Annotated in this window: 10 protein-coding genes; 2 read left to right on the top strand and 8 right to left on the bottom strand. The window is 70.0% G+C overall.

Translation table 11 applies throughout. From position 1 onward, the window contains the following. The first annotated feature begins 278 nt into the window (after positions 1 to 278). Positions 279 to 1,346, top strand: coding sequence for a MerR family transcriptional regulator (locus SALPAC2_RS0103035; protein WP_018215157.1), 1,068 nt, complete (start codon positions 279 to 281; stop codon positions 1,344 to 1,346). A gap of 373 nt (positions 1,347 to 1,719) precedes the next feature. Here the strand turns inward: SALPAC2_RS0103035 and SALPAC2_RS0103030 are convergent, their stop codons facing one another. After that, on the bottom strand, positions 1,720 to 2,835 hold the full coding sequence (locus SALPAC2_RS0103030) for a saccharopine dehydrogenase NADP-binding domain-containing protein (RefSeq protein ID WP_018215156.1): 1,116 nt from the start codon (positions 2,833 to 2,835) through the stop codon (positions 1,720 to 1,722). Between the two features lie 101 nt (positions 2,836 to 2,936). Here SALPAC2_RS0103030 and SALPAC2_RS0103025 point away from each other — a divergent pair, with 101 nt between their 5' ends. After that, a complete protein-coding gene (locus tag SALPAC2_RS0103025) occupies positions 2,937 to 3,857 on the top strand; it encodes an NAD(P)/FAD-dependent oxidoreductase (RefSeq protein ID WP_018215155.1) in 921 nt (306 codons plus the stop codon). An 84-nt stretch (positions 3,858 to 3,941) separates the two neighbouring features. On the opposite strand, the gene SALPAC2_RS0103020 is transcribed toward SALPAC2_RS0103025, so the two are convergent. Genes SALPAC2_RS0103020 through SALPAC2_RS0102990 form a run of 7 tightly spaced genes read right to left on the bottom strand, consistent with a single transcriptional unit; the run spans position 3,942 to position 13,582 of the window. Further along, a complete protein-coding gene (locus SALPAC2_RS0103020) occupies positions 3,942 to 5,954 on the bottom strand; it encodes a condensation domain-containing protein (RefSeq protein WP_018215154.1) in 2,013 nt (670 codons plus the stop codon). Then, complete coding sequence (locus SALPAC2_RS0103015) at positions 5,951 to 7,375, bottom strand: class I SAM-dependent methyltransferase (RefSeq protein WP_018215153.1); 1,425 nt, start codon at positions 7,373 to 7,375, stop codon at positions 5,951 to 5,953. The genes SALPAC2_RS0103020 and SALPAC2_RS0103015 overlap by 4 nt, the downstream gene beginning before the upstream one ends. After that, complete coding sequence (locus SALPAC2_RS0103010) at positions 7,372 to 8,742, bottom strand: class I SAM-dependent methyltransferase (protein WP_026184355.1); 1,371 nt, start codon at positions 8,740 to 8,742, stop codon at positions 7,372 to 7,374. The genes SALPAC2_RS0103015 and SALPAC2_RS0103010 overlap by 4 nt, the downstream gene beginning before the upstream one ends. A gap of 1 nt (position 8,743) precedes the next feature. Continuing rightward, entirely contained in the window at positions 8,744 to 10,285 is a 1,542-nt protein-coding gene (locus SALPAC2_RS24350) for an ABC transporter ATP-binding protein (protein ID WP_033662028.1), read from the bottom strand. Continuing rightward, entirely contained in the window at positions 10,282 to 11,079 is a 798-nt protein-coding gene (locus tag SALPAC2_RS0103000; RefSeq protein ID WP_018215150.1) for an ABC transporter permease subunit, read from the bottom strand. Before SALPAC2_RS0103000 ends, SALPAC2_RS24350 begins: the two co-directional genes overlap by 4 nt. Beyond that, a complete protein-coding gene (locus SALPAC2_RS0102995; protein WP_018215149.1) occupies positions 11,076 to 12,032 on the bottom strand; it encodes an ABC transporter permease in 957 nt (318 codons plus the stop codon). The genes SALPAC2_RS0103000 and SALPAC2_RS0102995 overlap by 4 nt, the downstream gene beginning before the upstream one ends. Continuing rightward, the gene (locus SALPAC2_RS0102990; protein WP_026184354.1) at positions 12,029 to 13,582 is read right to left on the bottom strand and encodes an ABC transporter substrate-binding protein; all 1,554 of its coding nucleotides are present in this window, start codon (positions 13,580 to 13,582) and stop codon (positions 12,029 to 12,031) included. Before SALPAC2_RS0102990 ends, SALPAC2_RS0102995 begins: the two co-directional genes overlap by 4 nt. Positions 13,583 to 13,585 lie beyond the last annotated feature (3 nt).

Raw genomic sequence — 13,585 nt, 5'->3', positions numbered from 1 at the left:
GATGTCACTGTCGGTCTGCCGGGCCAGCAGATCTTCGGCTTGCACGCCGCGAAGCGTGTCGACAACGGTAACGACAACGGTTTTCATTATTGCATTGTTGGTCAACCAGTTCCACGCGGGGATGGTGGCGATCCCACGCACCGCCAGCTACACCCGCCCCGGCCACTGGACCCGGTACCCGCCACCGGGCGGGCCCGCTCGCCCCTTGACCTTGACCCTTGGGCAAGCAGCACCGTGGTCCGTGCCGGCCACCCGGCCGGCACGAGGAGGATGACACCGTGGAGCTGCTGACGATCGGCGCGTTCGCCCGGGCGGCGCGGCTGACCCCGAAGGCGTTGCGCCTGTACGACGAGGTGGGGCTGCTGCCGCCCGCGGCGGTCGATCCCGAGTCCGGCTACCGGTTCTACGACCCGGAGCAGTTGGCGCACGCTCGGCTGATCGCCCAGTTACGCCGCATCGGCATGCCGCTGGCCGACATCCGTACCGTGTGCGACCTGGAACCGGACGCGGCGGCCCGCGCGGTAACCGACTACTGGCAGCAGGTCACCGCCGACACCGCGACCCGCGCACACCACGTCGCCCGCCTCGTCGCACACCTGTCCCAGGAGGGCGTCACCATGTCCGCAACCAACCCCACCCCGACCATCCGCTACGCCGTCCGCTGCGACCAGGGCATCGAGCGCGACAGCAACGAGGACGTCGCCTACGCCAGTGACCAGCTACTGGCCGTCGCCGACGGCACCCGGGGCGCCGGCGCCACCGCCAGTAGCGCGGCCGTCAACGCGCTCAAGGCGCTCGAACTGACCGACCGGCCCGCCGTTGACCTGCTCGCCATGCTGGCCGCAACCATCGACGACGTCGATCGCGCGGTGCACGCCACCAGCACCGACGACAACCAGCCGGCCACCACCCTGACCGCGCTGCTGCGTCGCGGTACGCAACTAGCCTTGGTGCACATCGGCGACACCCGCGTCTACCTGCTACGCGGCGGTGAACTCGCGCAGCTCACCCAGGACCACACCTGGGTACAGAGCCAGGTCGAGTACGGCAAGCTCAGCCCCCAGGAGGCTGCCGCCCACCCGCAGCGCGCACTGCTCACCCGCGCGCTCGGTAATGGCAGCCAGCCCGTCGAAGCCGACCTGGCGCTGCGTACCGCCGTGGCCGGTGACCGCTACCTGCTCTGCTCCGACGGCCTGTCCGCCGTCGTCAGCCGAAGCGACCTGCACACCGCCCTCGCCGAGTCCGGTGACCCCGAGTCAACCGCACAACGGCTGATCGACCTGGCCTACACGGCCGGCGCGCCGGACAACATCGCCTGCGTCGTCGCCGACATCATCGCCGCGTAGGGCGCCGTCGCCGCGTAACGGCGTCGCCAACCCAACGCCGTTACGCGGCGCTCCGACAAGGGCACCGGCTCTTCCGTAGAGCACTTCGTCTTCCGTTCAGGAAAGTGAGTCGTCGTGTGTCGCAAATACGAATAGCACTGGCTTTTGTGCCGCAACTGGCCTCCGCACCACACCACAGCGAACGCCGACGCGATCGAGTGCCACGTCAGTCGCGAGAGATCGCCCAGCAGGTCCGGCAAGCCGAAGAACGCCGGCGACACGGGTACAGCCAGTAGGTGGACCCCCGCTCGCGTCCCGGGCCGACGGCACCTCGAAAGGCCACATGTCCGTACGCTCTCGGGAAGCCCCAGATGGACGGATGTCGTGCGGAGTGTCAATGTGACGGAGCCGGCACGTCTGGTCCATCGAGGCCGACCTTCGCCACGGGGTCCACGGTGAGCGCCTGGAAGATCTCGGTGGGCCTGAGCACGTCGGCCGCGAAGTGCACTCCCGCGGGCGTCTCGTCGCCGAGCACCGCGGTAGCCGCCGCGGTGGCCATGAATCCGCTGAGTTCATAGGAGTCCTCGCAGGACAGCGAAAGGACGTGCGGAGTCGCCTCGGCGTCGCTGCCGGCCCAGAGGTGGAACTCCTGGCCGTACCACGTGCCGTAACGGCGTACGTCCTCAGCCGCTGCATCGACGAGCTCTGCTGTGTTCGGGTCGCCGAGGGCCCAGGCTAGCGCCAGCTGCTCGGGTAGCCGGCCCCCGCCAAAAGCGGTGTACCAGTTGACCTCGCCGACCTGCAGCGCGCGAGCGAGCCGGACCGCCTCGGTGGACAAGAAGGGGAAGGCGTCCACCGGTTGGGGGAACGCGGCGAGTGACAGGCCGCGGCGGGGCTCGAGGCTGCGTTCCCGGACGACGCCGTCCCGCCAGCCCGCCCCGGGTATGCCGTGTTCGGGTCCACGACTGAGCAGTACGTCTCCGGCCGCTGCCGGGGACAGCGGTGCCACTCCGCCAAGGTAGGCGTCGAGCCGGCTGACTCGTCCGACGGTGGTGGCCAGGTGGCGCGGCAGGAGCCCGGACAGCCCAGGGAGAGCCCCGGCCGACAACAGGGCGACCCGCCCGGCGGCCAGCCACTCGCGCGCGCCGCCGCCGGTGTTCAGACGCAGAAAGGTGGGGTCGTCGCCGGCGGCGTCGACGTAGTTGGCGCCGTTGCGCAGCGCCGCTCGGGCGACCGTGTCGAGAACCTGGTACGACGGACCGGCACAGTTGACTAGGAGATCGCACCGGGCCGCGAATCGGTCGAGCGCGGCCGGATCAGCAAGGTCGACCGCCACCGGCTCGGCGAGGGTGCCGCTCGCATCCAACGAGCGGACGAACTTCTCGGCCCGGCCGAGGTCGCGACCGGCGACCAGGAGTGGCGCAGCCGCGCTCTGGTGCAGGCGGCGCACGACCGCGCTACCAACGGCTCCGTAGCCGCCGAGAACACCGATCGTCGTGATGCGGCTCATCGTGGGGACCTTTCCCTGGGCACTAGCTACCGAGCTAGATGATAACTATTGTCATTTTCGTTTAGAACGCGAGTGCCGGCGCTGCCGGCGAGGAGGATTCCGTGTACGACGTGATCGTGGTGGGCGGGGGGCCAGCCGGTCTCAACGCCGCCCTGGTGTCGGGCCGACAGCGCCGGCAGGTGCTGGTTGTGGACAGTGATCGCCCGCGTAACGCACCGGCGTCCGAGATGCACATGTTCCTCAGCCGGGACGGCTTCTCCCCGGCCGAACTGCGCAAGGTGGGCCGGGAGGAACTCTCGGCGTATCCGAGCGTGGAGCTGCGGATAGGCCAGGTCGAGAGCATCACGCCCGCCAAAGACGGATTTACCGTGGGACTGACGGGCGGCGAGACCCACCGGACCCGCAAGCTGGTCCTGGCGACGGGGCAGGTTGATCTCACCGATGCCGTCGACGGACTTGCCGCCCGCTTCGGGCGCGGCGTCTTCCACTGTCCCTTCTGCCACGGCTACGAGACCCGGGGCATGACCCTCGCGGTGCTCGGGCACGAAATGCCACAGGTCATGCAGGCGCTGTATGTCGCCGACCGGTTCAGTGACGATGTCATTGTCTGCACGAACGGGCATCCCGTACCGGAGCCGGCCGTGAGCCGGCTGGCCGCCGCCGGCATCCCCGTCCGCGAGAAGCCCGTCGCCCGAATTGAGGGAGAGGAGGGCGACCTGCGGCTGGTCTTCGCCGACGGCACGGTGCTTGAACGGCAGGCCATCTACCATCGGGCACCCACCCGCCAGCATTCCGCTTTGGCGGAACAACTTGGGTGTGAACTGCTGCCGGACGGTTGCGTACGCGTCGACGAGTTCCAACGGACCTCCGTGCCGGGGGTGTACGCCGCCGGGGACACCGCCCGGTTGGCCGCGTTACCCGACGCGCTGACGTTCGTCATCACGGGCGCAGCAGACGGCGCGCGTGCCGCGGTCTGGCTGGACCAGGAACTGTTCCGAGAGGATGCTGGACTGACCGGCTGACGGCGGCAGAACAGCCATCGCGCTACAACGGCATGCTGATCGAACGGAGCCATGGCGGGGCGTTCCGCCCCGCCATGGCTCCGTTCACGATCCGATGCCGACGTTATGGCCGGCGGCTTCGGCCGGCGCACGGACAGCGCTGGCGAGTCCCGCCACGGTGGGGTGGTCGAGGAACCGACGCGGCGTCACCCGCCCGATCTTCTCCCGGGCAAGGGCTCCGAGCATTCGTACCGCGAGCAACGAGTCTCCACCGAGCCCGAAGAAGTTCGCGGCCCGGTCCGGCACCTCGCAGCCGAGCAGCACCATCCACTTGTCCGCGATCATCCGCTCAAGGTCGTCCCGCGGCGGACCGGGCTCGTCGACCGTTCCGGTCGAGCCGGTCGGCACGGACAGGCGGGCGAGCGAGAGCACCTCCTCGGGCGCGTCCAGAAAGCCTGGCAGGTCGACCGGGGTGGACCAGTGGTCCGCATCGACGAGCGACTCCACCAGGGACATCACCTCATCGAACATCCGGTCCACGTCCGAGGCTTCGAAGAGCTCCTCCACCAAGGAGAACACGACCACCAGCTCGTCACGTAGCTCAAAAAGCCGAACCTCAAGCGCCACCTGCGGGGTCCGTAGCTGCTGGTAGTGGCTGGACAGGTCGATGGAGCCCAACGGCCCGGCCACCCGGGGCACCTCGCTACCAAGCGCAGCGTCGACCCCCAATGTGCTCTGGAAGACGACCGGAGCCACCGGCCGTCTGGTGTCACGGCGCCTTCCGAGTTCGCGGGAGACCTCCACACCGGTCACCAGGTTGTGCGCCATAGCGTCCCCGATGTCGCGCTGGGCGCGGACCGCGAGGTCGGAGAAGGTCGCCGACTCCGGCAGCTCCACCGGTACGAGCATGGTGGAGGAAAAGGCCCCCACCAGCCGTGGCACGTCCGGGTGTAGCGGGAGACGGTTCAGCTGCAGGGTGTTGAGCAGGAATCGGCGGTGTCCGCAGGCGCGGGCCAGGGCGGTCGAGAAGACGGCGAACATCGCCGCGGATGGGGTGACCCCATGTCGGTTGCAGTGTTCCCGCAAGGTGGCCCACCGGCCGGCGTCCAGGACGGCCTGCCGCGCGCCCATCAGGGCGGGTCGGACGTCGGCCGGATCGGCGATCAGTGGCAGGGCCGGAGGAAGCGGAAGGCCGTCGAGCCGATTCCACCACCAGTCCCGGTCGGCCCGCCACGACTCGGTCTCGGATAGCCCATCCAGGGTCACGGCGTAGTCACCGAAGTCGACATCCAGCGGTGTGAGCATCGCATTCTGATCGGTGACCAGCGCGAACAGGTCGCGGTAGAACACCCCCGATGACCAGCCGTCGACAATCATCAGGCTGGTCGAGGAATGCAGCCGCGCCTTGGCCCCCGGAAGCAGGGTAAGTCGCATGTCCAGACCGCATCCTCGGGTCGGGTCAGGGCCGTCGGTGCTCATCTCGCGACGAATAGCGGCAAGCCTTTCGGCGATCTCGTCCGCGCCGGCCGTGCTGAGGTCGGTCACCCGCAGCACCGGTATCGCCGCCGGATCGTCCAGGGGCAGAATCCGCTGCTGCCCGTCGGGCAGGATCCGCGCGCGCAGCACCGCCTGGTGCTCGGCGAGTCGCTCCAGCGCGTCCTGTAACGCCTCAGCGATCTCGTCCGTTTCGATGTCCTCCAGACCGATGTCCACGTAATGGTGGGCCGACCGGTAGGAGAGCTCCCATCCGTCCTGCTGACCGACGAAGTAGCCCTGTTGCAGCGGCAGAAGCGGGAACGGGGCTTCGGGGTCGTCCCGGCGCTTGAGGTTCAGCGGCAGCGCGCGCACGCCGCCCGTGGCGGTGCCGCGCTCCTGGATGAGGGCGGCCAGCTGGGCCGGACTGTGCTCGACGCGGACGTCGGCCAGGGCTAGGGCCACCCCGAGCCGTTGCCGGACCAACGCCGCCATCCGTACGGTCAGGACGGAATCGCCGCCGAGGCTGAGGAAGCTGGCATCGGCCGGGACCGCGGTCACGTCGACATCCAGGACATCGGCCCAGACACCGCGTACGACATCGACGAGTGCGGTGGGACTGGTGGTATCGGCGAGGTCGGTCAACGAGGTACTCCCATCGAGACAGTGTTCGGAGCGGACATGACACGGTCCACGGCGTGGATCCGTTCAGGGCGATCGTGTGGCGGCAACCGGGCCGCGAGGGCCGCTTCGACAAGCACCGGATCCGGGCGTCGGACACCAGATCGGACCCGACCGACGATCACCCGCTGTCCCGCGTCAGCCAGTGGATGGTTGTCGCCGGGCAGGACCGGCAGCGGATCGAAGCCGGCCGCGTCCAACTGGTCGACCCACTCGGCCGGGTTGAGGAACACCCGGTCCTGTCCGGCTCGCACGTCGGTGAACCAGCGCTGTTCTCCGGCGGATGGAGACATGAGTAGGTACATGGAGGTGAGCGCCTGGTAGTGCTCGCGGCAGGACTCGACGAGCACCAGCAGCCCTTCCGGGGCCAGCAGTTCCCGTAGTGCGGCCAGCGCCCGGCCGATGTGGCGAGCGTTGTGGAGGACGTTCGCGGCGAGGATGACGTCTCGGGAACCGGGCGTGATCTCCGGGGCGACCGGCGGCAGGTTGATGTCGAATAGGTCGAACCGCAATCCGGGACGGTCTCCGAGGAGCCTCCGCGCCGACGTGAGGAAAAAACGCGACACATCGGTGAACAGATAGTCCAGTTCGGTGTCGGACAACGCGTCGAGGACCGATCGGGTCGTCGCCCCGATCCCGGCGCCCACCTCCAGAATCCGCAGTGGACGCCCCGAATCGTGGGTGCGCTCGGCAACCAGCGCCGCCGCCGCGTGGTTGACCCAACGGCTAGGTAGGTTGTCCCGATAGTTGCCCTCGGCGGTGTCGGTGGAACCATCCGGGAACAGCAGCTCCTGCACCCCGGCCTCGTCCCGCAGCAGGGCCGGCAGCCGTTCGGCCGTGGCCACGAAGAACCGTGTCATCGATGGTGGATAGCCAAGGCCCCGCCGCGCCTCGTCCAGCTCCCGCCGGGCACGGGCGTACCCGACGCGATCCGGCGCGACGAGATCGTGGTAGTGGCCGCTGCTCCGGTCATACCGGAGCCTTTCCTCGGTCACCAACGTGGACAGCCATCGACGAACGATCCAGGCGTGTCGCGGTGCGACCCGCAACCTGTCCAGCACTTGTCCGGTGTCATGATTCGCGCCGTCGCGGAAAAGCCGCGCCCGGTTCAGCACCCGAGCCATCGCGAGCAGGGCGACCTCGTCCATCAGCCGGCTCAGCTGAGGAAGTGCGGCCAGGTCGGCACCGGCCACGGCGTAATCCCCGGCCGCCGACGCCGCCGTCAACTCGTCGACGATCGCCTGTTCCGCAGTCGGTTTCGCCCGGCCGTCGGTGCCGGGCGGGGTGGGAGCGACCAGCAGGGTCGGCCGTTGAGGGCCGGGAACCCACTGCCAGGCGCCCACCCCGGGAAGGTCCGCCAAGGTGTCGACCGGCGGGCCGCTCACCGTGCTCCCCTGCCGTCGTAGTCGTCAGCCACCACGATCCTGGGTGGTCCAGTTCCCGGCATCTGCCGCCGCAGGTGGTCACGCAGCACCTCTGGCAGCCGGCGGCGTACGAAGCCGGCGAATGGCTCGTGTGCCTCAGGTCCGGTCTCCGGCCCGCTACCGACGAGGTCCTCAGGGGCCAGCAACCCACCGGCGGCGGGCGCGGCGACGGCCAGCAGCCGGGGGTGGTCCGAGTCGAGCAGTACCGCGGCGTCCAGTTCGCGTACGGCGTGGCGGAGAGCGTGGGGCGTGACCGCCGTCGGCGCATCGCTCAACAACGCGTTCGGGATGCCGGAGACGACGATCGGATCGTCGGCCGACGCCACCCGCAGCGTCGTGGCCAGGTCTACACCGAGCTGCTCCGACCAGGGGATCGTCCGGACCGGTGTGGGCGCCTCCGGCGTGCCGGCGCCGACGTGCAGGACAATGTCGTAACGGTAGCGGGTCAGCTCTGTGTCCTGTTCCATGGTGCGCGCGTGCAGGCTCATCCGTACCGGCCGCCCCTGCGCCGTGAGCAACCCCGCGACGGCCCGGGGCGAAAACGACAGTTCCTCGTCTGCCGCGATTGCCGCTCGAATCCGGGTTTGCAGGTCGTCCCCGCCGATGCCGCGGTCGCGAGACTGCTCCAGCCACGTGAAGTGCGCGGTCAGGAGATCGCTGTGCCGAATGTCACCGACGATCACCGTGCCCCCGTCGGCCACCACGGCCAGTGCCTGCCGTAGCACCTCGGCCAGATAGCCGAGCCCGGGAAAGCACTGGGTGACGGAGTTCAGCAGCACGCACTCTGGTGCAAGGCCCCGGCCGAAGGCATGGTCCATGGCCTCCCGCACCCTGTCGGTCGCGGTTTCGTGTGCGGCGGCCTGGACGAACGCGGTACCGGGCAGGTCTGCTTCCCCGAGTCGCTGTACCGCCGCTGGCGCCACGTCGGTGCCCACGTAGCCACGCAGGTTCGGGTACAGGCGATGCGCGAGCAGGCCGGTGCCGCAGCCGATCTCCAGGACGCGTCGCGGCCGTTGGGCGAGAACCAAGCCGACAGTGCAGTTCAGCCATTCCCGCATGTGTTCGATCGGCAAGGGCTGGCCGGTGTCCGAGGCACGCCAGCCGGACAGATCCAGGTCGTCCGAGTGTCGCCCGAGGGCCTCCTGGTACACCCAGTCGTACACCTCTGCCCAGTGATCGAGGTGCTCCCGCAGTAGGGGACCGGGTTCGGGACCGGCGAGGGTGGCGGCGGGCTCGGGCCACACCGCGATGGCATCGCCTGTTGTGGCGCGTGCCTCGGCGACCCAGGGATGCGCGGAGACGAGGGACACCATCGAATCGACGGTCACTTCAACGGGCACCGGATTCCTCCGTTTGGTTGTCGGTGAGGGGCAGTGGACCGTCGGTGCGGCCCTCGACGAGCCGTCGGGGGTGGACGTGCAGGACCCGGTCGGCGCGGGCCGCCACGGTGGGGTCGTGGGTGACCGACAGGATGGCCAAGCCGTCGTCCCGCAGCCGGTCGAGCAGGTCGAGCACCGTGGCGGCGGAGGCGCGGTCGAGTGCCGAGGTCGGCTCGTCGAGCAGCAACACGCTTGGCCGCGCGGCCAGGGCCCGGGCCAGCGCGATCCGTTGGCGTTGACCGCCGGAGAGAGCGGGTGGGCGTCGGTGTGCGATCTCGGCCGCGAGCCCGACCGAGCCGAGAAGACGCAGGGCCTCCCTGGCCCGCTCACGGCGGCCCACACCGTGCAGCACCGCCAGTGGACGGGCTACGGCGGGCCCGACACGGTACACCGGATTGAGTTCCCCAGCCGGATGCTGACCGACGAGTTGGATGGCGCGTCGCTGCTCGCGGTCGCGCTGCCGTACGTCGGCCGGCAGCGGATGCCCGCCCAGCAACAGCCGGCCGTGTAGGACGGGACGGCGACCGAGGATTGCGTACAGCAGACTCGTCTTGCCGCTGCCGGAAGGACCGAGAATTGCGGTCCACGACCCGTGGGCCAGGTTCAAGTGCACGTCTTCCAACAGCGGTGTGCCGTCCGGTCGGGCCACTTGCAGCCCTTGTACGGCCAAAAGCGGTGCGGTGCCGTGGCCGGGTGCCAGGGGTACGGCGGCCAAGCTTCGTACTGGTGGCGACGTCACGGTGGAGGGTGTCGGCACGGTGACACGTCGCGCCGCAGGGGATCGTCGCGTCACGGTAGCCGGTGGCGACAGGTCCACCACCCGGTCGGCGACGGAGACGAGAAACGGGTCGTGGGTCACCAGCAGAGTACAGCCGCCTGGATGGGCCCGTACCGCCTCGACGATCATGCTCCGGGTCTCCGCGTCCAGGGCCGAGGTCGGCTCGTCGAGCAGCAGGACGTCCGGCTCGGTGGCCAACGCGCGGGCGAGGGCAACCCGTTGAGCCTGGCCACCGGAGAGTTCACCGCACCGGCGGCTGGCGAGTTCGGCGGGCAGGCCGAGTAAGTCACAGACCTCACGGACTCGGAGTGCCCGGTTACGTCGCGACCCGCTCAACTGCTCGCCCACCAGACGCGCGACCGACCAGAGCGGGTTCAGCGCGAGGATCGGATCCTGCCCCACATACCCGCAGTGCGCCCGCCGCCAGCGGCGAGCCGCCCGCCCCTCCGGGATCGGCAGGCCGCGCCAGCGCACCACTCCCCCATCGCGGCGCAGACCCGACGGCAGGCTGTCCAGAAGAGCGTGCAGCAGGCTGCTCTTGCCTGCCCCGGAAGCCCCGACGACCGCCACCACCTCACCGGCGCCGAGCCGAAGGTCCGTGGCCGGCAATACGAGCTGGCCGTCACCGACCCGACGCACCGACAGTCCCGTCACCACCAAGGGCTCCGAGTCGGATGTGGCGGACTCGATCGGGCGCTCGACGCGCTGTCTCACCACACCCCCTCCCGCTCACGTGTGGCGGTGCGCGCGGTAGCGGCACAGAGCAACGCGCACAGCGCCAACGGGACGGCGGGCGCCAGCAGCGCGGTGGGATTGAGCGCCGCGCCGGGCAGGTTCTCGCTCAGCATCAGAGCCCAATCGGGATCGGGGGGCTGCGGGCCGAATCCGAGGACCGCGAGCGTGGTGGCCAGTTGCAGTGCCGTGATCAACCGCAGACCAGCGTCCGCCGCCACCAGGCCACGCAACGCCGGCAAGAGTTCCCGTACCAGAACAACCGCTCCGTGTTCGCCACGTTCGACGGCGGCGTGCAGGTAGCCACTATCCCGGACGGTGGCACACTGGGCGGCCACGACCCGGGCGGTGAGCGGCGCGCCGCTGAGCACAGCGGCGACCACCACCGCCGCTGCCCCCGGTAGCGCCACCGCCAGTACCAGGGCGAGGACCAGGGCGGGCACCGCCAGCAACAGATCGCCGAACCAGCGCACCGCGTGGCCCGCCCACCGCGGCCACCAGCCCGCGACCAGCCCCAGCGCTACTCCGATCAGGAGGGCCGCCGCCGCCGCGGTGAGGGCGACCCCGAGCAGATTCGCGCCGCCGGCCAGCACCCGGGACAGTACGTCGCGGCCCAACGCATCGGCGCCGAACGGCAGCTGTGTCGACGGGACGGACCAAGGCACGGCCACCGGCTGTTCCGGGTCGTTCGGAGCGAGGTACCGACCCAGCAGAGCCAAGGTGAACACTGCCAGCGCCACCCCCGGCGCGACAGCGCTCCAGCGGATGCGCGTCACGGAGTGCTCTCCGCCGTCCGAACCGGTCGCACCACGGCCGGACGGCCGTTTCGATGCACCGCCGCGGCGGCGAGATCGGCGAGCAGCATTCCGAGCAGCACGGTCGCGACGGGCACCAGTGCGGCGCCCTGCACCACCGGTATGTCCCGCACCGCCACTGCCGAAACGAGCAGCCCGCCGAGGCCGGGAAACCCGTAGACCGTCTCCACCAGGGCAGTGCCGGCGGCGAGCCAGCCGGCGGTCAACGCGAGAACCTGCAACGCCGGTACGACCAAGAACGGCCGGACATGCCGCAACAGCACCAGCATCGGTGGCAGCCCGCGCCGGTACGCGTCGACGACGTGCGGCCGGCGCAGGGTGTCGGTCAGGACCCCACGCAGCAGCGTGCTGGCATACGCGGCCGACGGCAGCGCCAGCGTCAGCGCCGGCAGGACGAGCGTGCGTGGGTCCTGCCACGGATTGCCGCCCGGCGGCAGCAGGGAGACGGCCGGAAGCCACCCCAACGTCGCGGACAGCAGTGCGCCCAACGCTGCCGCGTAGACGGCCTGGGGCACCGCGGCGAGACCGGCGGCGAGCATTCCGCCCCGGCCCCGACGCAGCTGCGTGACGATGAGGCCGGCGACGGTGAGCAGCACTGTTGTGCCGAGGGCGACAGCCACCAGGCTGGCGGTCGCGGGCAGGCGTTGGCCGAGCAGGTCACTCACCGGCCGGCCGCTGCTCAGCGACGAGCCCAGGTCTCCCTGGAGCAGCCCGCTCAGCCACCGCAGATACCGCACCACCACCGGTTGGTCCAGGCCGAGCTGTTCGCGCGCCTGCGCGACCTGCTCCGGCGAAGCTCGACCAGCTTCCCGGACGGACGCCGCGTCACCCGGCAGCGCCTCGGTAGCGGCGAACACCACCACGGTGGCCGCCAGTACCAGAAGCGCTGTCCGGGTGAGGCGGCGTGCGATCATCTCGTCTTCCAGGCGCGTTCGATGAACATCCGCTGGAAACCGGGACCGTCGGGCAACCCGTGCACACCAGGGCTGGTCAGGTCCAGCCCGTCTCCGACGCCCCACACCACGTACCCACCGTCGCGCCACAAGTCCTGCTGGATGCGGGCCAGTTTGGTGTTGCGCTCGGCCGGATCCAGGATGCCCATAGCAGCGTTGAACTCAGCGTCGAACGACGCGTTGCGCCAGGCGGTCTCGTTGGTCGGCGAGGCGGCCAGCAGACCGACGCGTACCAGGTCAGGGAAGGAGATGCCGCCGTAGTAGCCGACGTAGAAGTCCTTCTTGGCGTAGATGGCGGTCCAGTAGGTGTCGGCCGGCTCCACCTTCACGTCGACCTCAACACCGACGTCGGCGAGTTGCTGGGCCCACAGGGTGGCCGCGGTGTCCATGCCGGGGTACGACGTCGTGGTGTGCAGGGTGAGCTTCAGCCCGTCGGCGTGCCCAGCTTCCTCGAGTAGTTCCTTGGCCCGGTCCAGGTCCCGGGTGCGCTGCGTCAGATCCTGCGGGTACGACGGGTCGTACGGGGTGGGCAGATCGTTGGCGATCTGGCCGTATCCGAGGAACACCGTGTCGACGAGTGCCTGCCGATCGGTCGCGAGTCGGAACGCCTCCCGCACGCGCGGATCGTCGAACGGTGCGGAGTCCAGGCGCATGATGATCGGATACTCGGTGACGCCCTTGCGGCGTACGACCTGCACGTCACCGCCCGCTTCGGCGGCCTTGACCGCCGCCGGGCTGACGCTGCCGGCGACGTCCGCCTGGCCGGATGTCACGGCGGCCGCGCGAGCCTGCGGGTCGGCGACCGCCCGGATCTCGATCCGATCCAGGTGCGGTCGCTCGCCCCACCAGTCGTCGTTCCGCAGGAGCACGGCGGTCTGGGCGTCGGTCTCGGTCACCCGGAACGGCCCCGAACCGCCGACCGGCTCGGCGAAGTCCGTGCTGCCCTCGGGAACGACGAAGCTGATCGACTCCAGCGCCTTCGGCGCTTCGGCCATCGGCGCGCGGGTAGCCAGCACCACCGTGTGGTCGTCGGGCGCGCTGGCGGCGGCCATGTCGAAGTCGGCCAGTCGGCCGTAGTTCTCGGCGGCCTTGTCCGCTATCCGGGTCAGCGAATAGAGCACGTCCTCGGCGAGTACCGGTTGGCCGTCGGTGAAGGTGGCGTCCTCGCGCAGGTGGAACGTCCAGCGGTCAAGACTCTGGTTCGCCTCCCACGTTTGGGCCAACCGTGGTTGCGGGGTGCCGTCGGCGCCGGGCACGGTGAGCACGTCGTAGGTCAGCGCGAAGCGCATGAGGTCGGACTCGTTGCCGAGTCCACCATGCGGATCGTTGCTCGCGGTCGCCGGCGACCCCGGTACGACGTAGCGCAGGGTGCCGCCATCGACTGGCGTGCCGGGCTCGTCGGTGGAACCGCCGGTGGTGGTGTCGGTGCCGCAGCCGGCCAGCAGCAGGGCGGCGATGGCGAGGGGCAGCGCCCCTCGCCGGGCCAAACGGGATCTAACAGGGGTAAGCATCAG

The organism is Salinispora vitiensis, assembly GCF_000378825.1.
Lineage (GTDB): Bacteria > Actinomycetota > Actinomycetes > Mycobacteriales > Micromonosporaceae > Micromonospora > Micromonospora vitiensis.
Note: the sequence above shows the minus strand (reverse complement) of the source record. Positions and strands in the feature narration are given on the sequence as shown.

Excerpts from the sequence above, each read along its gene's own strand:
- SALPAC2_RS0102995 (WP_018215149.1), bottom strand. The coding sequence starts at position 12,032 with ATGATCGCACGCCGCCTCACCCGGACAGCGCTTCTGGTACTGGCGGCC.
- SALPAC2_RS0103030 (WP_018215156.1), bottom strand. The coding sequence starts at position 2,835 with ATGAGCCGCATCACGACGATCGGTGTTCTCGGCGGCTACGGAGCCGTT.
- SALPAC2_RS0102990 (WP_026184354.1), bottom strand. The coding sequence starts at position 13,582 with ATGCTTACCCCTGTTAGATCCCGTTTGGCCCGGCGAGGGGCGCTGCCC.